Annotated in this window: 21 protein-coding genes; 18 read left to right on the forward strand and 3 right to left on the reverse strand. The window is 46.7% G+C overall.

The genetic code is table 11. The features are described 5' to 3' along the window. Positions 1-7 precede the first annotated feature (7 nt). From HFE01_RS04060 to HFE01_RS04095, 8 genes are all read left to right on the forward strand, one after another. Positions 8-655 (forward strand): helix-turn-helix transcriptional regulator, encoded by a 648-nt coding sequence (locus HFE01_RS04060; RefSeq protein ID WP_016819697.1) that lies wholly within the window; start codon positions 8-10, stop codon positions 653-655. Positions 656-751: 96 nt separating this feature from the next. Next, the gene (locus tag HFE01_RS04065; RefSeq protein ID WP_167438178.1) at positions 752-1,075 is read left to right on the forward strand and encodes a YtxH domain-containing protein; all 324 of its coding nucleotides are present in this window, start codon (positions 752-754) and stop codon (positions 1,073-1,075) included. 210 nt (positions 1,076-1,285) lie between these two features. Further along, a complete protein-coding gene (gene racE, locus HFE01_RS04070) occupies positions 1,286-2,095 on the forward strand; it encodes a glutamate racemase (protein ID WP_016819699.1) in 810 nt (269 codons plus the stop codon). A gap of 120 nt (positions 2,096-2,215) precedes the next feature. After that, positions 2,216-3,469: a M14 family metallopeptidase gene (locus HFE01_RS04075; RefSeq protein WP_167438177.1), complete on the forward strand. Its 1,254-nt coding sequence runs from the start codon at positions 2,216-2,218 to the stop codon at positions 3,467-3,469. A gap of 136 nt (positions 3,470-3,605) precedes the next feature. After that, positions 3,606-3,872 (forward strand): hypothetical protein, encoded by a 267-nt coding sequence (locus tag HFE01_RS04080; RefSeq protein WP_017425861.1) that lies wholly within the window; start codon positions 3,606-3,608, stop codon positions 3,870-3,872. A gap of 207 nt (positions 3,873-4,079) precedes the next feature. Continuing rightward, positions 4,080-4,382: an iron-sulfur cluster assembly accessory protein gene (locus HFE01_RS04085; RefSeq protein ID WP_013370462.1), complete on the forward strand. Its 303-nt coding sequence runs from the start codon at positions 4,080-4,082 to the stop codon at positions 4,380-4,382. A 23-nt stretch (positions 4,383-4,405) separates the two neighbouring features. Further along, the gene (locus HFE01_RS04090) at positions 4,406-4,627 is read left to right on the forward strand and encodes a YuzB family protein (RefSeq protein ID WP_013370463.1); all 222 of its coding nucleotides are present in this window, start codon (positions 4,406-4,408) and stop codon (positions 4,625-4,627) included. 92 nt (positions 4,628-4,719) lie between these two features. Then, the gene (locus HFE01_RS04095) at positions 4,720-4,989 is read left to right on the forward strand and encodes a hypothetical protein (RefSeq protein WP_013370464.1); all 270 of its coding nucleotides are present in this window, start codon (positions 4,720-4,722) and stop codon (positions 4,987-4,989) included. A 92-nt stretch (positions 4,990-5,081) separates the two neighbouring features. Here the strand turns inward: HFE01_RS04095 and HFE01_RS04100 are convergent, their stop codons facing one another. Next, a complete protein-coding gene (locus HFE01_RS04100; RefSeq protein ID WP_044785487.1) occupies positions 5,082-7,064 on the reverse strand; it encodes an LTA synthase family protein in 1,983 nt (660 codons plus the stop codon). A 186-nt stretch (positions 7,065-7,250) separates the two neighbouring features. Continuing rightward, entirely contained in the window at positions 7,251-8,411 is a 1,161-nt protein-coding gene (locus HFE01_RS04105) for a THUMP domain-containing class I SAM-dependent RNA methyltransferase (protein ID WP_013370466.1), read from the reverse strand. Positions 8,412-8,567: 156 nt separating this feature from the next. Here HFE01_RS04105 and HFE01_RS04110 point away from each other — a divergent pair, with 156 nt between their 5' ends. Next, a complete protein-coding gene (locus HFE01_RS04110; protein WP_017425857.1) occupies positions 8,568-9,212 on the forward strand; it encodes an O-methyltransferase in 645 nt (214 codons plus the stop codon). A gap of 106 nt (positions 9,213-9,318) precedes the next feature. Here HFE01_RS04110 and HFE01_RS04115 read toward each other — a convergent pair whose 3' ends face one another. Then, positions 9,319-10,539 (reverse strand): MFS transporter, encoded by a 1,221-nt coding sequence (locus HFE01_RS04115; protein WP_016819707.1) that lies wholly within the window; start codon positions 10,537-10,539, stop codon positions 9,319-9,321. A gap of 231 nt (positions 10,540-10,770) precedes the next feature. Between HFE01_RS04115 and hemE the strand changes: the two genes are divergently transcribed. The 9 genes from hemE to HFE01_RS04160 all read left to right on the forward strand — a co-directional run bounded on the left by hemE (position 10,771) and on the right by HFE01_RS04160 (position 20,953). Then, a complete protein-coding gene (hemE, locus tag HFE01_RS04120) occupies positions 10,771-11,817 on the forward strand; it encodes a uroporphyrinogen decarboxylase (protein ID WP_025364552.1) in 1,047 nt (348 codons plus the stop codon). Positions 11,818-11,849: 32 nt separating this feature from the next. Beyond that, positions 11,850-12,791, forward strand: coding sequence for a ferrochelatase (gene hemH, locus HFE01_RS04125; protein ID WP_016819709.1), 942 nt, complete (start codon positions 11,850-11,852; stop codon positions 12,789-12,791). Positions 12,792-12,798: 7 nt separating this feature from the next. Next, the gene (hemY, locus tag HFE01_RS04130) at positions 12,799-14,244 is read left to right on the forward strand and encodes a protoporphyrinogen oxidase (protein ID WP_167438176.1); all 1,446 of its coding nucleotides are present in this window, start codon (positions 12,799-12,801) and stop codon (positions 14,242-14,244) included. Positions 14,245-14,381: 137 nt separating this feature from the next. Beyond that, positions 14,382-15,752 carry a CapA family protein gene (locus HFE01_RS04135; protein ID WP_167438175.1) on the forward strand — a complete coding sequence of 457 codons (1,371 nt, stop codon included), beginning with the start codon at positions 14,382-14,384 and terminating at the stop codon, positions 15,750-15,752. An 81-nt stretch (positions 15,753-15,833) separates the two neighbouring features. Then, entirely contained in the window at positions 15,834-16,604 is a 771-nt protein-coding gene (locus tag HFE01_RS04140) for a glycerophosphodiester phosphodiesterase (protein WP_045243904.1), read from the forward strand. Positions 16,605-16,643: 39 nt separating this feature from the next. Beyond that, entirely contained in the window at positions 16,644-17,267 is a 624-nt protein-coding gene (locus HFE01_RS04145; RefSeq protein ID WP_019686900.1) for a fumarylacetoacetate hydrolase family protein, read from the forward strand. A gap of 163 nt (positions 17,268-17,430) precedes the next feature. Then, complete coding sequence (locus tag HFE01_RS04150) at positions 17,431-18,237, forward strand: DUF92 domain-containing protein (RefSeq protein WP_019686901.1); 807 nt, start codon at positions 17,431-17,433, stop codon at positions 18,235-18,237. A gap of 65 nt (positions 18,238-18,302) precedes the next feature. Continuing rightward, on the forward strand, positions 18,303-18,881 hold the full coding sequence (locus HFE01_RS04155; RefSeq protein WP_107734323.1) for a TetR/AcrR family transcriptional regulator: 579 nt from the start codon (positions 18,303-18,305) through the stop codon (positions 18,879-18,881). Positions 18,882-19,003: 122 nt separating this feature from the next. Further along, a complete protein-coding gene (locus HFE01_RS04160) occupies positions 19,004-20,953 on the forward strand; it encodes an ABC-F family ATP-binding cassette domain-containing protein (protein ID WP_039277004.1) in 1,950 nt (649 codons plus the stop codon). The last annotated feature ends 41 nt before the right edge of the window (positions 20,954-20,994 follow it).

The following is a 20,994-nucleotide window of genomic DNA, read 5'->3' on the forward strand; positions in this document are numbered from 1 at the left end:
GGCAAAAGTGACGGATAAGTATATCGTACCCGAAATGCCCACTAGGCGCATGATCTTGACACTGTTGAAAACCCAGGGACCTGTGGGCGTCGGAAGCTTGGCAGCTCAATTGGGCATTACCGAAATGGGGGTGCGCAGGCATCTCAAATTAATGGAGCAGGATGGCCTGATTGTGGCTACGATCCTGAGACAGGCGATGGGACGCCCAACGTTTTTGTACAGCCTGAGCGATCAGGGAAGCGAGCAGTTTCCTCGTAATTATGATCATCTATTACTGGAACTGTTAGAGGAGCTGGATGAAGAGCAGGGAATGGAAGCTGTACACTCGTTATTTGATGGTAGAAAACGTAAAATGATGAAGCGCTACGCCCCTCACATCGAGAGTGAGTCTACACTAGCTTCACGTGTGGAAAAGCTTTCGGGCATCCAGAACGCTTCAGGCTATATGGCAGAGTGGCGTGAGGAAGAGGATGGCAGTTACTCTATTATGGAGTACAATTGTCCGATCTCTCAGATCGCCAATCGTTACCGCAAGGCTTGTGAATGCGAACAGCAAATGTTTGAGGAACTGCTTGATGCCGAGGTTGTCCGTGAGGATTGTTTGGCGGATGGAGGTCGTTGCTGCTTGTATCGTATCCGCTCCAAAAATAAGTAGAAATTTTCTGGCTTGTTCTCTGTATCATGACAGGCTCTCCATGCTTATAATGCATTAACAGATGGGCATTCGCCCGGGCATAAGGGAGAGATGAATATGAAAGAGAACTGCAAAAGCTTTATCCGTGGCGCGTTGGTAGGCAGCATTGCTGGTTCGGTTGCTGCGTTGTTATTTGCTCCTAAGTCAGGTCGCGAGCTGCGTCAGGATATTACAGACCAGGCACGTCACGTGAGTGATAAGGGACAGGAGCTTGCGGGGAAAATTTCAGATACTTCCATCGAGTATACTGACAAAATTAAGGAGACAGCTTCAGCCGTCATTCATGAATTAGGTCAATGGCGTAAAAAGAGTGATATTGCTTCAAAGGTTGGCATTTCATCCATGCCTGTTGAAGAGAATACGGAAGAAGATGCTTTGTAACTGTCTGTATATCGTAGGTGAAACAACTGGCTATAGCTTGAGTTTGTGGCTTCTCCCGTTGGGGTGAAGCCTTTTTGTTGATCGCTTCCTCGTTTTAGGGTAATCTTTTGGGGTACCTTTTACGCTAATACGACATAAGTTATGTAGCGGCAGAAAGATTTCCGAGATGAAACAACTCATATTTAAACAAAAAAAGGAAGCGGTGTGTACGTGCAGCAAGCGATTGCAATATTGGATTCCGGTGTAGGAGGTTTGACGGTTGTTAAAGAAGTCATGCGTCAGCTTCCGCGGGAAAAAATCATTTATTTTGGAGACACTGCGCGCACCCCGTATGGTCCCCGACCATCGGAAGAGGTTAAAAAATTTACAGAGCAAATGGTTGATTTTCTGATTCAGTTTAATCCGAAAGTCATTATTATTGCTTGTAACACAGCAACGGCTGCGGCATTAGAGTATATAAGCCAAAAGGTATCCATTCCGGTGATCGGAGTTATCCACCCTGGGGCTCGTGCTGCGATCAGCGCGACCGCTACTGGGTATGTCGGGGTGATTGGAACTGTCGGTACGATTCGAAGCGGAGCATATACAGCTGCGCTCAAGCAGTTGTCTCCCTATGTAGACGTGGTGAGCCACGCTTGCCCTGCGCTTGTGCCTTTGGTGGAACAAGGGTTGTTCCGCTCCAAAACGACATCGCAGGTTGTGGAGGAATCATTGAGACCTATTCAAACGTATCCGATTGATTGTCTGATTCTTGGTTGTACGCATTATCCTTTTTTGAAGGAAACGATTCAGGAAGTCATGGGTCCTGCGGTGAAGCTCATTAGCTCGGCAGATGAAACAGCGCGAGAGACAAGTACCATTTTGTATAACAAGGGCAAATTGGAGGCCGGGGACGAAACGCCAGTGCATCAGCTTTTTTGTTCCGGCGATCCAGAGTTGTTCCAGCGCATTGCCGCACAGTGGCTTGGGGAGCAGATTCGGCAAACGCCTGTTGTCTGGCAAGTCACTCATCTGGATTAACGAGACAACCAACTTTTTTTGTCATTGGACAAAAGAAGTTGGTTGTTTTGCTTTTCGCTACATCAAGACACGCAGCGTCTGCATAACATGCAGTAAGGCAGATGGAAGGGGCGTAGTAAGATGAGGGAATATATCGTTCAAAAAGGAGATACATTGCACCGGGTCGCCTCGGCTTTTAAACTATCGGCGGATACTTTGATCGCAGATAATCCGTGGGCCGCCACGCAACCCTATCTGATTTGTGGTCAATTGCTATATATTCGTCCGTCTACGGATCGTAAATACGTTATTCAGCCTGGGGAGAATGCAAGACAGATTGCCAAACAGTTCGGTGTAGAGCTTGATGAGCTGCGGCTCGCTAATTCGGGACTTGCGGAGCATAATTTCGTGGAAGGAAAGATAATTATCATTCCTGAAGACCATCGAGATCAGATTGTACGGTTACGTGGAGAGTATAGCTATGAAGATTTAATGGAAGACCTGAAGGCATTGGTCCACAGATTTCCGTTTATTGAAGTTGGCAGCATTGGCACCAGTGTCATGGGGAAGGATATCCCTTATATACGGATTGGGCAGGGAACGAGGAAAATTCATGCCAACGCTTCTGTACATGCTAACGAATGGTTGACGACACCTTGTTTGCTGCGTTTTATAGAACAATATGCACGAGGGATTGATGGGGCTGAAGGACGGGATGCTGAGCAACTTCACGATGAATGGGGGAAACAGACAGGAAATCCATGGGTGTATGGAGGCTCTCCGCAGGATTTAATGGAGCATACATCCTTGTGGGTGGTACCAATGGTCAATCCAGATGGAGTGGAGCTGGTGCAACAGGGTGTACTCCCAACTCATCCGCTGTATCATGAACTCAGAAAATGGAATGAAGGACGTGCTGATTTTCGTGGCTGGAAGGCCAATATTCGCGGTGTTGACCTCAACGATCAGTTTCCGGCGTATTGGGAGGAGGAGGTGCGCAGACGCGGTAAAACAGGTCCGTCTCGACGAGACTATGCAGGACCTGCACCTTTGTCTGAGCCAGAGTCCAAGGCCCTTGCCAATCTAACGGAGCGCGAACAGTTCGACATGGTATTATCCATACACAGCCAGGGACAGGAAATCTATTGGAATTATCGAGATCTAGAGCCTAAGGAGAGCCGAGATTGGGCATTGCAGCTGGCTGCCGCAACAGGGTATCGGGCGGTAAAGCTGGGGGGAAGCGATGCAGGGTATAAGGATTGGTTTATACAACGGTTTGGTAAACCGGGATTTACCGTTGAAGTTGGTCTGGGTGTAAATCCGCTGCCTATGCGTGATTATGAGGATATTGCAGCAGAAGTTGGCATGTTAATGGCGACGGTGCTGTCATGGTAACAGATCGGACCTGCTGAAACGTATTGCATCATTTACACGTATTAGGAGGAGCACGTTTTTTACACGTGTTCCTCTTTACTTGTCCCTTCCATAGGGTATATATACTTAGGAGCATTGGAAATGGAGTGAACAACCTATGAAGTGGAAAAAACTACTATCTCTCCGTCAGTGGTCACATGTATTTCGTCGTATTCCCCGATTGATTACCTCTTCGAGGATTCCTTTGGGTGAAAAACTACTTTTTGCGGTGCCTGTATTGCTTTATTGGATACTGCCTGATGTCATGCCATTTATGCCCATTGACGACATTGGTGTGACGTTATTGCTTATGAATTGGTTCGTCACCCGTGCTGAACGAAAATATCCTGATGTGATTGAAAAACAGCACGTACGTGTTCGATAGATGTAAACTTATGATTTTCATGATTGCGATTTTTTGCGATTTTCTTTACAATAGGAATATTGCCTTGTGCTATGCTGCACAACTTCTTTTCATCAAGGAGAGGGGCTAATTTTTGGAATTGTTGATTTTATCCGCTAGGTTGTGTGGTGTGAATATATTTCCATCGAACCACATTTCATTTAATGAATATGAAGGAGATGAAGTTTAATGAACTGCAAAATTACTCGTAATGCAGCTAAAGTATTGAAGCTTGAATTGGATAAGGAAGAGAACCAAGGGAAGAGCCTGCGCGTTGTTATTACTCATGCTCATGGAGATCATGCTCATTATGGGCTAGATTTGGACACGCCTAAGGAAACAGATACTGTTGTATCTACAGATAAAGGTATTGATGTAATTTTGGAAAGCGGTCAGCCGTTGCTGGATGGTGTGAAAATTGATTACTTGTACTTCCCCGAAGAAGGATTTGTTATTACTAACCCTTCCCAAGGTAATCACGGCGACCACTAAGCCGGAGCTCGGAGGGATGACAGATGGCCAATGATATTCGCGTATGTGATGAGTGCAATCATATCCGCTTAAAAACGATCTTGCCTAAGTTGAAAAAGATGGCACCTGATGCCGAGATCAAAATCGGTTGCAAATCGTATTGCGGTCCTTGTGGAAAACGGGCGTTTGTGTATGTAAATGGACGTTATGTGAGTGCGGCCACAGAGGATGAAGTATTAGAGAAGGCTGCACGTTTTATAAAATAGTTTCAGTGCGCAGCGTTTCATCTTTTGAATAGTTCCCATCCTTCTGATCCATGCTAATGAATGTAGACCATGCCCAGAAGGAGGAGTGACTCATGGCCCAATATGATTCCAATCTCGACAATCACAGTGTCGAGGCTCAAACACAAAACTCGGTGGACAAGCTCCATAATGCCGTGTCTCAGGCATTGTCACATCCGGCTGAACAGCTGATTGAGCAAGCGGAGCAATCTCGCACTCATGCGGAGCATGCTATACAGCAGGCAAAGGATAGCCTTGGTGACGATGCAGTAGAAGTTGCTGAGGAGATGCTTGGTGAAGAGGTACAACGTCTTGATCAGGCTAAAAAAACGCTGCGTTCCTGAATAATTTTAATGGCAACGAGCGCAGTCCAATGACTGTCAATAACAAAAATCCCGATCCACAGCCCTAACAAGCTGATGGATCGGGATTTTTGTTATTTCTTGGCTTCAGTCTCCCATTCGCGAATAAGATCATATGTGATGACCTGATCGGATATGTTCAATCGATTGAGAGCCTCAGTATAGCCCGGCCCGCAGGCATTCACATCTGTAGGTTGACCTGTACTCAGATTGTAACAGGTTCCCTTGGAGAATGTACCGTCCTCAGATGGAATGTAGTACACTCGTCCATCCGTGAAAGCGCCAGTACGCAGCACAACCATACGAGGTTTTCCGCTAAACAAATCGTTACCCATAAAATGATATGGTTTTGTAGAAATCCCAAGTAGATGCATTACAGAAGGCGTTAGATCTAGCTGTCCTGCCGGTTCTGTATACGTGCCCGCCTGACTTCCGTCAGGAAGATGCACAAGTAATGGCACTTGGTTCATGATTTTCTGCATGTCCAAATCTGTAAGTGGCTTGCCTAAAAACTTTTCATACAGTGCTTTGTCTTTAATGGAATTGTCGTGATCCCCATAGAACATTAGAATCGTATTATCCCACAATCCGTCTTTCTTCATCTGATCTACCAATTCACCCAAAGCCTCATCCACGTAATGGACGGATTTCAGATAGTCTCCGAACATCGTACCTTCAAACTCGCCAACATCCAAATCTACAGCGTCAGGTGACAGGTTGTACGGATGATGGCTCGAAATACCGACCATATAGGCGTAGAACGGCTGCTTCACTTCGGTTGTGAGATCGTTGAGCGTTTGTCTAAAAAAGGATTTGTCTCCCAGGGACCAGCCGAGGGGCTCATCTATTTTAAAATCCTTTTTACTGTAGAACTTGTCATAGTTCATCGCCTTATACATTGTGTAACGGTTCCAGAAGCTGCTGTCGTACACGTGAAACGCATTAGGACTATAACCTGTATCCTTCAAGATGGAAGGCAACGTATCGAATTTATGGTCCGCATAACGGATAAATACAGAACCCGTAGGGAGCGGATGCAGCGAAGCGTGGGTAGAGAAGTCTGCGTCCGATGTACGACCCTGTGCAGTTTGATGGAAATAATTATTGAAATACATACTTTCTTTCGTCAGTTTGTCAAAGTTAGGCGTAATTGCTTGACCGTTGATCTGTTTGCCGATAAAAAAGTTCATGAACGCTTCAGCTTGGATGACCATCACATTTTTGCCCTTATACTTGCCGTAGAGGTCATTTTTTACCTGAAGTAATTTCTGGTGTTGATTGAACCATTCTTTATCTTTATCGGATTCCACCTGAGCCAATGTAGGCTGTGGCCCAAGATGGTCCTGACCGTAGCGGTAGATATCATATCCATGAAATCCGATCAATCCGGTTACGTTATACAAGGCCATTGACCACCAGTTGCCGACAAATATGCCGGTTGCCCAAGTAGAGGTATATATTTTGATCGGTCCAAATGTCAAAACATAGCCAATCAGGAAAGCCAATGCCCCCTTGGAGAAGCGAAACAGAAATTTTTTTGTGAAAGAGCTTCGTGATGCTTCCAAGTAATGATCATTCGTTGTAAACCGACGCCGTAACGAAGCCACGAATATGACATACGGAATGAATAAAATCCAGTCTGCAAAAAAGAAAATATCCCACCAGTACATAAGAGATGCGATACTTCCACCCAGAGAATCAACTTGTCCAGCTTGAAGCAAAACGGGAATCGTAATAAAATCCTGGAAATACCGATAATAAACCATGTCGGAATAAATGAGCGCGGTGAGCAATATATCGAGCACCACAAGAGCAATCAAACGTCCGCGACGTGGCAGCCACCAAGTCCAGAAGCTTACAAGCAACAGCGACCCAATAGCAATGACATAATCCAGCGGATTCATGTCGATATTTTGGGCATGCAGGTTATAGTGAATCAGTACAAGCTTGCCAATCATAAGTACAAAAAACAGAACTAAACCGAAATATTGAGACAGCAGCAGTCTGCTGAACATGTTACCAGTGCGTCTTGCACTGGTCGTGCGAATAACCAACACTTTACCCCCTCCGGCAGAAATGTTCGGCTAGTATAAACTACACATTAACGTAATGTTAAAACCGAAATGCCTTTAATTATTATAGCGCTCATCCTGCGCATTTCAATGATTAAGTAAAGAAACACGGCACAAATGAGGCCAGGACAACGAACAAAGGGTTCGTTTCCTGGCCTATATCTCGAACATTTAGGACTGCAACGGCGAAGTATCTTTGCGGCGCGGAGGCAGAGGGCCCAGATACTGATAGTATTGGCATTCAATTCGGCCGTTAAACAGTTTACGGCGCTTGTCGGCTTTGCGGCCCCAATAATGCTCAAATTGCTTGGTGGAGCTGATGGCAAAGAAGGACCAAGTCTTCATTTCGGCTGCCGTGCGTGCGAGTGTACGAATCAGCTTTTCCACCTCGGCTTGCTCGCTCAGTCTTTCGCCGTAAGGTGGATTTGTAATCATTACACCATACTGGCCCTCAAGCCTAACCTTGCTGGCAGGCAGCACCTTTAGTGAGATGTCTTTAGCAAAGCCTGCTGCTTTTACAGCTGCTTCAGCAACTTGTATAGCGCTAGGATCGATATCGCTACCTGCAATCTCAAAAGGAATATCATCACGAGTCAGATCCATCGCCTCGTCGCGAGCCTGATTCCATAATTCTCTACCAATAACAGGCCAGTCTTCCGAGTTAAAGGTACGTCTCAGGCCTGGAGCAATGTTCCAGGCTTGCATAGCAGCTTCGACCAATAAAGTACCGGAACCACAGCATGGGTCATAGAAGGGTCGATCCGGGCTCCAGCGACTAAGCTGAATAAGAGCAGAAGCCATTGTTTCTTTGAGAGGCGCCTCTGTAACAAGCTTGCGGTAGCCTCGTTTGTGCAGTCCTGGACCAGTTGTGTCCAGCGTTATCAGTGCACGGTCATTCAATAGAATGACCTCAATGACGTAACGAGGACCATCTTCAGCAAACCAGTCTGTATGGTAGGTTTCCTTGAGCTTTTCTACAATCGCCTTCTTGACGATTCCTTGACTGGCTGGTACGCTACTAAGCTGTGATTTGTGTGAACGTCCCTCTACGGGAAATTCACCATCTACAGGAATCCAATCCTGCCAAGGCAATGCTTTGGTACCCTCGAACAGCTCGTCGAAGGTAGTAGCAGCAAATTCGCCCATTTTAATAAGAACGCGGTCAGATGTGCGAAGCCACAGGTTGCATCGGCATATATCCTTATAATCTCCGGAAAAAACGACGCGGCCATTCTCGACGGTCAGATCCGTGTACCCCAGTTCTCTGAGTTCTCGGGCCACAACGGCTTCCAGTCCCATCGGCGCAGTTGCAATTAGTTGCAGTTGAGTCATTAAACGTATTCACTCCGTCTCATAATCATGTAAGCTTGGTTCAATCCCTATAGTATAGGTCATTGTACTCGAAGAGACAAATCGTTAAGGCAAATAATTTACGAAGGACACCGCGTCCAACCTGCGTTATGATAAAGCAAGAAGGAGAGATGAAACGTGGAAATCACACCTAATATGACACCTGAACAATATGTAGACCAGCTGGTACAGGAAGATGAAGCGCTGCGCAACATTAGGGAGGCTATTGTTAAAGAAGGGATGCCGGAGGTATCGGTTGCTCATCCCTATGGAAAGTTGTTGACCTTTCTTATTGAAGTCTCTGGTGCACAGCAGGTACTGGAGATCGGAGCATTAGGAGGGTACAGTGGATTATGCCTGGCCCGTGGGCTGGGAGAGAAAGGTCGCATCGTGTCCCTGGAGCTAAAAGAGGCGTATGCAGCGCTGGCTCATCAACATCTGAAAAACAATGGCTACGGTGATCGTGTCGAGTATCGTATTGGACCCGCAGTCGACAGCCTGAAGAAGCTTCAGGAAGAAGGAAAGACTTTTGATTTTTTCTTCATTGATGCGGATAAGGAAAATTACCCAGTGTATCTAGAGTATGCGATTGCACTGGCCAATCCAGGCGCTATAATTGCCGGAGATAACTGTTTTCTTCGGGGACGGACACTGAACACAGACAAGAACGGACCTGCCGTACAGGCCGTGAGACGTTTTAACGAAACGATAGCAACGGACCCACGGCTAGTCAGTACACTTTTGCCAGCTTATGATGGATTGGCATTGGCACGAGTGAAGTAACGGGCGTCCCTAAATGTAGCTATACCAAAAAGAACCTCCTTATCCACAGTAACGTGGAGCGGAGGTTCTTGTCTGTTAAGGCAGGCTGTCCTACCTGAAGGTTGTCTTACCTGAAATGAGGCGTAGCCTTACGATCAAAAAGCTTCATACGTACCCAGATGATATTGACGATCAGCAGCACACCAGACATAATGAACAGTCCTTCGATGCCGATAAATCCGGAAAGCACTCCGCCAATGACCGCACCCAGCATATTCCCGAGCGCCAGCGAACTGGTATTGAATCCGAAAGAGCGGCTTTCCATTCCTTCAGGTGTATAGGTGCGAATCAGCGCATTTACGCTTGGTAGCAGACCGCCCATAAATACACCCATGAAAAAACGGATAATGACAAGCTGCCATACTTCATTGACAAAAGCTTGCGGAATGAGCATTACTGCCGTTCCGAGCAGTGCGATTGTCAAGATCTTGTGTGCTCCTATTTTGTCACTTAATCGTCCAAGGAGCGGTGCGGCTACCATATTGGATACGCCTGTAATAGCGGTAACGAATCCGGCAACCAGTGCAATTCCTTCTGCCGAGCCATATAGCTTTTGCACATACAAAGGTAGCAGAGAAACGGTACTGATCATAGCAAACTGGAGTAAGAACGTTACGGTGAACAAAGCCGGAAGCTGGGGCGTATGGCTTAGCTCCTTTAATCCGGCAAGAACCGAAATTTGTGGAATTCGTGCGGCTTCCGCTTTGCTGAAATTTTCTTTAACCAAAAACATTGCCATTAGTGAGGCTAGGAAAATAAGAGCTCCTGTAATGTAAAAGATCGGTCTGAATCCCACCCAGTCAGCCAAAAATCCACCTAGCAAAGGGCCGAGAATCGTGCCGGCCATTTGACCGGATTGCATAATTCCCATAGCAAATCCGGTTCGCTCTTTGGGAGTGGTACCCGACACTAGGGAAATAGAAGCCGGGTTGAAACCCGAAATTGTACCGTTTAGCAGGCGAAGCGCCAGCAGTTGCCATGGGTGGGTGACCAAACCCATACACCCGATGACCAGAGCCATGCCAAAGCCTGAGCGAAGCAGCATGACTTTACGTCCATATCGGTCGGCCAGCTTGCCCCATAATGGCTGAAATATAAACGAGGTCAAAAAGTTAGCTGCAAAAATAACTCCTGCCCACAGACCTATATCGTGCTCGCCCTTCACATGGAGGTCTTGAGCCAAATACAGGGCAAGGAACGGAGTAATCATTGTAATTCCCGCATTGACCAGAAACTGACCGAACCAAAGCACAATGAGATTGATTTTCCACGTCTCCCACGTTTTCAATGTGCTTTCACTTCCTTTCTGCCATTCTCATCCTGTTGTAAAGGTGCTTATTCATGTATAACTTTCCCGGAGCTTTAAAAAAGCCATTTCTCTAGTATAGCACACTTCATTGAAACTTTATCCAAATGTCATGGGTTTGTCATGGTTTGTTTGAGAGCGGCGGTTGTTACGACTCTTGAAAAAGGGCATAATAAAATATAGTATTTATGATTCGAACTGGAGGCTGAAGTCATGACCTACAATGATACTTTTATCCGCGCTTGCCGCAAGCAAGCTGTGGATCATATTCCCGTATGGTACATGCGGCAGGCCGGAAGGTATGACCCTGAGTATCGCAAAATTAAGGAAAAATATACGCTGCTTGAAATTTGTCGCCAGCCCGAGTTGGCCGCAGAAGTGACGTTGATGCCCGTCCGCAAGCTTGGGGTGGACGCTGCAATTTTATATTCTGATATTATGAATCCGGTAGCCTCGCTAGGGGTTGATTTTGATATTGTCAAAAATATTGGCCCGGTTATTGATAATCCGATCCGGTCAGCTGCAGACGTAGACAACTTGCGTCCGATTGATGTAGAACGCGATTTGGGTCATATTTTGGAAACCATCCGTATTTTAGACCGTGAGTTGAACGTGCCATTGATCACGTTTGCTGGAGCGCCTTTTACTATTGCAAGCTATTTAATAGAAGGAAGACCCTCCAAGGGATATATTCGCACCAAAGCGATGATGTATGGAGAGCCTGAACTGTGGCATCGTTTGATGGATAAGCTAGGGGATATGGTTATTACATACGTGCGGGCCCATATCGCTAACGGCGGTAAGGCTTTTCAATTGTTTGATAGCTGGGTAGGTGCACTCTCGCCTTATGATTTTCAAACTTTTGTGTTGCCGACCATTGTACGTATTTTCCATGAGTTATCTGATCTGAATGTGCCTAAAATTTATTTTCCAGGTGTAAGCTCCGGTGAATTGCTTCCGCATTTGAGCGGGGTAAAAGCCGATGTGATTGGACTGGACTGGCGGGTAAGTATACCTGAAGGCCGTCGCCGCTTGGGTAACAATTTTGGAGTACAGGGGAATTTGGACCCGTACGTGCTTACTGCGCCGATGAATGTGATCAAGCAGTATGCAAAAACCATCGTAGATGAAGGCATTCTGGAGCCGGGCTACATTTTTAATCTTGGTCACGGCTTATTTCCTGAAGCCTCGCTAGATAAGCTAAGAGAGCTTACCGATTATGTACATGAGTATTCTCGCTCTGTTTTGTCAAAGAACTAAATACAACTAGAAAAGATAAGAGGGATCTGCCAATGAAAACCAAAGTGGGTGTACTGGTCATGTCCTACGGGACGCCGGAGAGTCTGGACCAAGTTGAAGCGTATTATACACATATTCGCCGTGGTCATGCTCCCTCACCGGAGCAGTTGAAAGAATTAAAAGATCGCTATGAAGCCATTGTGGGCGGCGTGTTTCCGTTGCGTCAGAATACAGATCGACAGGTTCACAACCTGCAGGAAACCTTAAACCAGGAAAATCGCAACCCGGACATAGAATTTGTCTGTTATCAGGGGCTCAAACACGCCAAGCCGTTTATTGAGGACGGTGTCGAAGCGATGGTGCAAGATGGCATTCGTACGGCGGTGGGTGTTGTGCTGGCTCCGCATTATTCCGTTATGAGTGTAGGCTCTTATATCAAGCGTGCACAGGCTAAGGCACAGGAACTGGATCTGGCCATATCGTTTGTGGAGAGCTATTATCTTCATCCAAAGCTAATCAAGACGCTGACGGAGCGTGTGAATGCGAAACTGGCGCTTTTTGAAGAAGCGGGAGCCAAGCGGGACGAAGTTCGTGTTCTGTTCAGTGCGCACAGCTTGCCTGAGCGGATTTTGGCTATGGGTGATCCTTATGTGGAGCAATTAATGGCTACTTCGCAGGCTGTCGCGGATAAGGCGGGAATTACCAACTGGCAGTTTACGTGGCAAAGTGCCGGCCGTACAGCAGAACCATGGCTGGGACCAGATATTTTGGATACCATGCACAGTCTGAAGGAAGAGCAAGTGGAGTATGTGCTGGCTGCGCCAGTCGGCTTTGTTTCTGATCACTTAGAGGTGTTATACGACCTGGATATTGAAGCACAGGCTTTGGCAAAGGAACTGGATATGCGTTTTCAGCGTATTGATTCACTCAACAGTGACCCACTGTATATGGAGACGCTTAGTGATGTCATCATAGACCAATGGAAAAAGGGATGAGGACATAATGGAGCATAAGGTACGTAATATTGTAATTGTAGGCGGAGGCTTGACCGGGCTTAGCACTGCTTTTTATACACGGAAAATGTACAAAGAAGCTGGCTACACACCTCGAATTACGCTGGTGGAGAAAGCTTCCGTGCTGGGCGGAAAAATTGAAACATTGCATAAAGATGGTTTTGTCATTGAAAAGGGGCCAGATTCCTTTCTGGCCCGGAAAACGGCTATGATAGATCTGGCAAAAGAGTTGGAGCTGGATCATGAGCTTGTAAGCACGAACCCTGAGGCTAAAAAGACATATATTTTGCATGAAGGTCGGCTTCATCCGATGCCTCCTGGGCTGGTGCTGGGCATTCCAACAGAGCTGAAACCCTTTTTACGCAGCGGCTTGATCTCTTTAGGTGGAAAAATGCGGGCTATGATGGATTTTGTCATTCCGCCTCGTCGTGAACCGGGAGATGAGGCGCTGGGTGATTTTATTGAACGCCGACTGGGCAAAGAAGTGCTGGAGAATGTAACCGAGCCACTGCTGGCGGGAATCTATGCTGCCAACATGAAGACGCTAAGTCTGCAGGCTACTTTTCCACAGTTTGCTGAGGTGGAGCAGCAATATGGAAGCCTCATTCACGGAATGATGACAGGTCGAAAACCTGCTGAAACGCATACAGGTACCAAGAAAAGCGCTTTTTTGACCTTCCGTCAAGGCTTGCAAAGTTTGGTGCATGCATTGCTGAATGATTTGTATGACTGTGATTTACGCACCGGAATTGCTGTTACCGAATTCACAAAGACGACTGAAAATGAAGGAAGTTCCTATCGCGTTATGTTGGACAATGGAGAGACGCTGGAGGCAGACGATATTTTTGTAACGACTCCTAACTTCGCTGCTGCGCCGCTACTGCGAGATCATGTAAATGTGACTGCACTGGAAGCTGTAAAATATGTATCCGTAGCGAACGTAGTCATGGCCTTTGATAAAACAGATATTGAAAACGTCTTTGACGGCTCCGGTTTCCTGGTTCCTCGCAAGGAAGGACGTAGCGTGACTGCATGTACGTGGACGTCCGCCAAATGGCTACATACCAGCCCGGACGATAAGGTACTGTTGCGTTGTTATGTAGGGCGAGCAGGTGCTGAAGAAACAGTAGAATTACCGGATAATGAGCTGATTGCGGTGGTACGCAAGGATTTGAAAGAGATGATGGGAGTTACAGCAACTCCGCTATTCACAGAAATTACGCGTCTTCGTCATTCCATGCCGCAATATCCGGTGGGGCACCCACAGGCTATAGCTGATCTGCGGGAAGAACTGCGCAGTGCGATGCCAGGTGTGTACGTTTTGGGCGCTGGTTATGATGCGATCGGTTTGCCAGACTGTATCCGTCAGGCCAAGGAATGGGCTTCCCATGCTGTTCAAGCGGCACAGCAGGAAGTCGTTAAGGTAGAGGTATAAATGTTCGATAATGAACCCTTCGCGATCCAGGCGAGGGGTTCTATTTATATAGAAATTTGATATATAATGGAGAAGGTGTAAAATTCGCCAGCTAATAAGGAATTCATGCATATGTAGTAGCATAGAAGGAGTGAAGAATGTACCCTCCCAGGTCACAGAGAAATGAAGGTCGAAAGAGAGCAAAAAAACCAAAAATAGGCAAGGCTTGGATCATTACGAATCTGGTCTTGCTGCTAATGATCGTAGGTCTTTTCGGTTATTATTACATATTTGAACGCGATAGTAGTGATTCTCTTGCGGAAAACGCCCAGTATTCGCAAACTGAAAAGAACATCCAAACGGGGCCTGCTAATGATGATGAGTACCCTACTCCCTCAGGAAGTGAAGAAGTTAATGAAACGAAGGAATCTACCGTTCCAGGCACAAGCAGTTCTCCCGTGACAACGCCCGACACCAATGCCTCCGAAGGCAGCTCTTCAGGAGCAAAATCATCTTCGGAGAAAGACAGGCAAGCACAGGAGGATTCGCCAAAAAAGGATGCAAACAACGATGATGGCAATTCTCCAGCAGTTACACTTCACTTCATAGGGGATGTGCAGTTCTCTGGTAAAGTTGAGCAGAGGTTGGAGCAGAATGGGTTTGATTTTCCATACCAATATCTCGGGAGCATGTTCCATAAAGACGATCTAACGATTGCCAATCTGGAAACACCGGTGACCACTAATGGCGTTGGTGCGTTAAATAAAACGTATGTGTATAAATCTTCGCCCAAGGCGCTAACTGCAATGGCAGCGGCAGGGATCGATGCTGTAAATTTGGCCAACAATCATATTTTGGATCAGGGGACAAGCGGATTACTGGATACCCTGAAATATTTGGATGAAAAGGGTATAGCCCATGCTGGAGCTGGACGCAATGCCAAAGAAGCGTATGCGCCGCATTATTTTGAACGTAACGGGATTAAAATTGCGTTGTTGGGGGCTACACGTGTCATGCCTGAAGCCAACTGGAATGCAGGTGCCCAACAGTCCGGTGTAGCGGGGGCTTATGATTCGACCGCGATCGTAAAGTCTATTCGTGAGGCACGAAATCAGGCTGATTTGGTGATTGTGGTTGCCCATTGGGGCAAGGAGCGAGCCACTGCACTTGAGCCCCATCAAACTGAGTTATCTCACGCTTTTATTGACGCTGGGGCTGATCTTGTCGTTGGCGGTCATCCTCATGTGCTACAAGGGATGGAGCAATATAAAGGCAAATGGATTGCATACAGCACAGGCAATTTTATTTTTTCTAAATCAACGGTGCCAGCCACCTGGGATACAGCGATATTTCAGGCCACCTGTACCCGGAACGGGGACTGTAAGATGAAGCTGACCCCTTACCGAGCGGACCTGGGTCAACCGATTCCATTGAAGGATGCGGAGGCCAGCAAAATTTTGCAGAAAGTAGCGGCACTGTCACCAAGCAATGTCTCGATAGGTGTGGATGGTATGGTAAGCGTTCAGTAGCAGTAAGAAAGAAATTGTTAATATGGACATGGACGGAACGATCGTATGAGCGACTCCTTTGTGAATGGAGGTCATAACGGGATGAATCATATGTGCGTGGCTCACCGCGGCTTCTCGGGAATTGCTCCCGAGAACACGATGGCAGCCTTTAAGCTTGCACTGGAACAGCCTTTTGTGCACTGGATTGAACTGGATGTACAGCTGTCAAAGGACGGTGTTCCGGTGGTCTTTCATGATTTTACGCTGGAGCGAACGACGAACGGTACGGGACGAGTAAAGGATGCAGACTGGAAAGACTTACAACGACTCGATGCAGGTAGCTGGAAAAATGCACAATATCATGGGGAACCTATTCCGTCCCTCGCCCAAGTGCTTGATTTGTGCCAGGGACGTGTATCGCTCAATATTGAGCTCAAAACTGCTGGTGATATGTATCCGGGACTAGAGAAAGCCGTCCTTCGTGAAATTATAATGAGGGGGATGGAGGGTGAGGTGGTTTTAACCTCTTTTGAGCGTGCGGCCTTGCGCCGAGCAAAAGAACTTGCACCTGAAATCCGTACTGGACTGATTATCGATGCCCGTCCAGACGATTTGGCAAAGCAATTAGAAAATTTACAATGTTCTTTTTTGTCTATTGGCTATCCACGGTTAGATCGAAAGCTCTTGAAAGATCTGATCGGGCGGGGGATTACGGTCATGGCATGGACGGTGGATGACCGGCGTATCATGCGGAGATTATCCTCATTACATCCTGAATTGATGATCTGTACCAACTGGCCGAATCGCTGGGAGCAGGTTTTTTTGCTTTCCAAGCCCCGGTTGTGGCACTATATACGTAAACTTATTCGTTAATCAATTGGACTACATACGCAGAAAGGGTGACGGATCGTAATGAATGTGGAAATTCGTAATGTTTATTGTGTCGGACGCAATTATAAGTTGCATGCGGAGGAACTGGGGAATGATGTTCCCTCAGAACCGATGATTTTCTTGAAACCATCTCATGCGGTTGTGCCATTGGATGGTGCTAAGCTGGAGCTTCCTCAGGGTAAGGGAGATATTCATTTTGAAACTGAACTGGTGGTGGCTGTAGGACGTAACTACGAACCAGGCATGACCGCAGATGCGTGTCTGAACGCTTTTGCGTTTGGCATTGATTTTACCCTGCGTGATGTACAAAGTACGCTCAAGAAAAAAGGTCATCCATGGACTGCTGCCAAAGGCTTTAAATCGTCTGCACCTGTGACACCGTTCTTGCCTTTAGAGAGCTTGGACATGCTGGAGCAGAAGGATTTTTCCTTGCTTAAAAATGGACAAGAGGTGCAGCGTGGGCATATCAAGGACATGATCTTTTCCATCCAGCACATCGTTGAATATATAGCGACTCAATATGGACTGGGTGAGGGTGACATTATTTTTACAGGCACTCCGGCGGGTGTAGGGCCTACAGCGAGCGGGGACCGCTTTGAGCTTTATTGGGGGAGTGACCGTCAGGGAAGCTTCATCATCGGCTAAATCTACAGACGGCATTAATGAAGATGATTTAAAAAGCCTTGTGAAGGCCGTGTCCTGTGCGAAAGCATGGGGCACGGCTTTTATATAAGCGTATAGCATTGTACAATGATATACAGAACTAAAAGCGAAAAACAGAGATTCATCTCAAATGCGGGGGTATATCATGGACTGGATCATCGGATTACTTTCCGCTGCTGTAGTGGCGGGGGCTGCATTTTATAAAAAATCCTTAACCTTATCCGGCTTTGCTGCGGCTGTACTGATGGGAACTGTGTATTATGGGGCGGGCAACCTGTTTTGGTTCGGCACATTGCTCTTATTTTTTATCACGTCCACTCTATTGTCGAAGTTCAAAAAGGAGCGCAAGGCTGAGCTCGAAAAGTCATATGCCAAAACCGGTAACCGGGATGCAGGACAAGTGTGGGCCAATGGGGGATTAGGCATGCTGCTATGTCTAGGTCATGCGATATGGCCTCATGTTGCTTGGCAACTGGCATTTGTCGGTGTTATGGCTACAGTCACAGCTGATACGTGGGCAACGGAATTTGGAAGCCTGAGTCGTAAGCCGCCTCGTTCGGTGCTTACCGGGAAGGTGCTGGCACCCGGAACCTCGGGAGGAGTATCTGTATTGGGAACGGCTGCGGCCTTGGCCGGTGGCATACTGATCGGTATAGGCGCATGGGGTTTTGGACACGTCGTTGGTATGCCGGAATTGCCAATATGGCTGTGGGCACTGATCGGAGGGTTATCTGGCAGTGCTGGAGCCTTCGCTGATTCCTATCTTGGTGCTACAGTGCAGTTGATGCGTTTCTGCCCAGTTTGCAAACGGGAAGTAGAGGTAGACTCGCATTGTGGGCAAACGACAGTCTATCTACGAGGCTGGCATTGGATGAGCAATGATCGGGTGAATAGCATCAGCTCTATTTTCGGAGGATTGGTCGCTCTTGCAGGTATCTTCTTTATGCTATGAGCCAGGCTGGAGATCGTTCTAGAGAATAACTGCGTGCTTCAATCATTGTTTCAGGAGGTGCAAAGATGGGGGATATGCACGGAGATAAATATGAAGCTATTTTGGACGCCGCTTACACTGTCTTCGGCACCAAAGGCTTTTATGAAAGCAAAATTTCCGAAATTGCAGAACAAGCGGGTGTTGCTAAAGGCACGGTATACTTGTACTTTAAAAGTAAAGAGCAGTTATTTACAGCAGTCACACGTAGAGATTGCGAACAATATCTATCCGAAATGCAAGGTGCATTGGTCAATCGTACTTTGGGAGAGGGACTGCTGCGGATGGCGAATTTGCATCTCCACTATTATTACAAACGCAAGCAGCATACTAAATTATTTTTTATGACTCCTAATAGTGACCCTGATCTTATGGAGTTTATGCGGGGATTTATTCAGGACTATACCGATCTGGTCAAAAATAAACTGGCGTTAGAGGGTGTGCCGCAGCCCGAATTTCATGCCAAGGCATTCATTGGTATGATGGAACGCCTAAAAATGGATATTTTGTTGAACCAAAATTTCCGTGCATGTGACGTGGATCAGACGGCTGCATTGGCAGCTAATTTATTTATGCATGGCTGTGAGGCGGGAGTACAAAAATTCTGACATGTTGTCTTTTAAAACCGTACTGGCTTTGTTCAGCTAACGGTTTTTTTTAATCATTGGCTGTGTCTGTGTTAAAATAAACAAGATGCATCACAAAATTGGGGAAGAGTAGGGAATCTGTAATGAATATTATGACCGTTGAACATATAACCAAAAGCTACGGCGAGAAAATGTTGTTCGAGGATGTTTCCTTTGGTATGGATGAGCGTGACAAAATAGGGGTTGTTGGTGTAAATGGTACTGGCAAATCAACGTTTTTACGTGTAATTTCCGGCCTAGAGCCGCCAGATGATGGTAATATTGCAGTGAACAACGATGTGCGAATTCAGTATCTGGCACAAAATCCGGAGTTTGATCCTGAAATGAAGGTACTCCAGCATATTTTTCATGGCAACCAGCCTGAAATGAAAGCAGTGCGTGAATATACAGAAACGATGGAATTACTGGAATTGAATCCGGGTAGCGAGGAGCTCCAAAACCGCCTGCTGCGAGCAAGTCAGCAAATGGATACGTTCCAAGCATGGCAGCTGGAGAGCGAGGCCAAAAATATACTTACCCGACTGGGAATCACTCAGTTTGAGTCTCGTATGGGCGTTCTCTCTGGTGGACAGCGTAAACGGGTTGCTTTGGCTGCGGCTTTGATCCAACCTTGTGAGCTGCTCATTTTGGACGAGCCTACCAACCATATTGATAATGATTCCGTTGCGTGGTTGGAGCAATATTTGCAAAAGAGACGTGGTGCGTTGTTAATGATCACGCATGATCGCTATTTTCTGGATAGAGTTGCTAATGTCATGTTAGAGCTGGATCATGGTCGCCTTTTCCGTTATGAGGCTAACTATACCCGTTTTCTGGAGCTGAAGGCAGAACGCGAGGAGCGGGAAGCATCTTCGGAACAAAAAAGGAAGAACCTGCTGCGTAATGAGCTGGCCTGGATTCGTCGAGGAGCAAAGGCACGTTCGACCAAGCAGAAAGCGCGTATTGACCGATATGAGCAGCTTAGGGATCAGCAACCGGAAGCTCGTTCTGGATCTGTAGATATGTCCGTGGCCTCCACACGTCTGGGTAAAAAGATATTGGAGATCGAGCATTTGTCCAAATCGGTAGATTCCCGTAAGCTGATTCAGGATTTGAGTTACATTGCGGTTCCTGGTGATCGTGTGGGCATCCTAGGACCTAACGGTAGTGGAAAATCCACTCTGCTCCAAATGATTGCCCAGCGTGTAGAACCAGATTCCGGCAGTGTTGTATTGGGACCAACTGTGAAGCTCGGTTATTTTACTCAAGAGCATCAGGAAATGGATGAATCCTTGCGTGTCATTGAATATATTAAGGAAGAAGCGGAAGTGATTCGTACGGCAGATGGTTCGACGATTACAGCTGCGCAGATGCTGGAGCGTTTTCTGTTTGCACCAAGTGCGCAATGGACGGTTATTTCTCGTTTGTCCGGGGGCGAAAAACGTCGTTTGTATCTGCTGCGTGTCCTTATGTCCGCACCAAATGTACTATTGCTGGATGAACCGACAAATGATCTCGATATTCAGACTCTTTCCGTTTTGGAAGACTATCTGGATGAATTCCCAGGCGTAGTTTTTATCGTTTCCCATGATCGTTATTTCCTGGATCGGACCGTGGACAAAATACTGGCATTCGAAGGGAATGGACAGGTACGTGTACATGTAGGCGACTATAGCGAGTATGCAGAATGGATCAGTAAAAATGCACAGCTTTCTGCGAATACGTCTGTCTCGCCGGGCACAGCTTCCTCGAATCGGTCTTCTGCACCTAAGTCTGCGGGTCCTTCCGAATCAGTCAATGGGGCAAATAAACCCAAGCTTAAATTTACCTTTAAGGAACAGCGGGAATATGAGCAGATTGATGAGCTGATTGAACAAGCCGAACAGAAATTGGCCGACATTCAGCGACAGATGGAGGAATCTTTCAGCGATTCGGCACGGTTGCAGGAGCTGATGGCTGAGCAAGCGAAGGCTGAACAGCATCTAGAGTACCAAATGGAACGTTGGACCTATTTGAATGAGCTAGCCGAGCAAATTGAACAAAGTAAATCTTAAAAATAAAAGCAAGTCTCCATTTAGATGGAGGCTTGCTTTTT

It is taken from the genome of Paenibacillus sp. EKM10P, assembly GCF_011800655.1.
In the GTDB taxonomy this organism is placed as follows: domain Bacteria; phylum Bacillota; class Bacilli; order Paenibacillales; family Paenibacillaceae; genus Paenibacillus; species Paenibacillus polymyxa.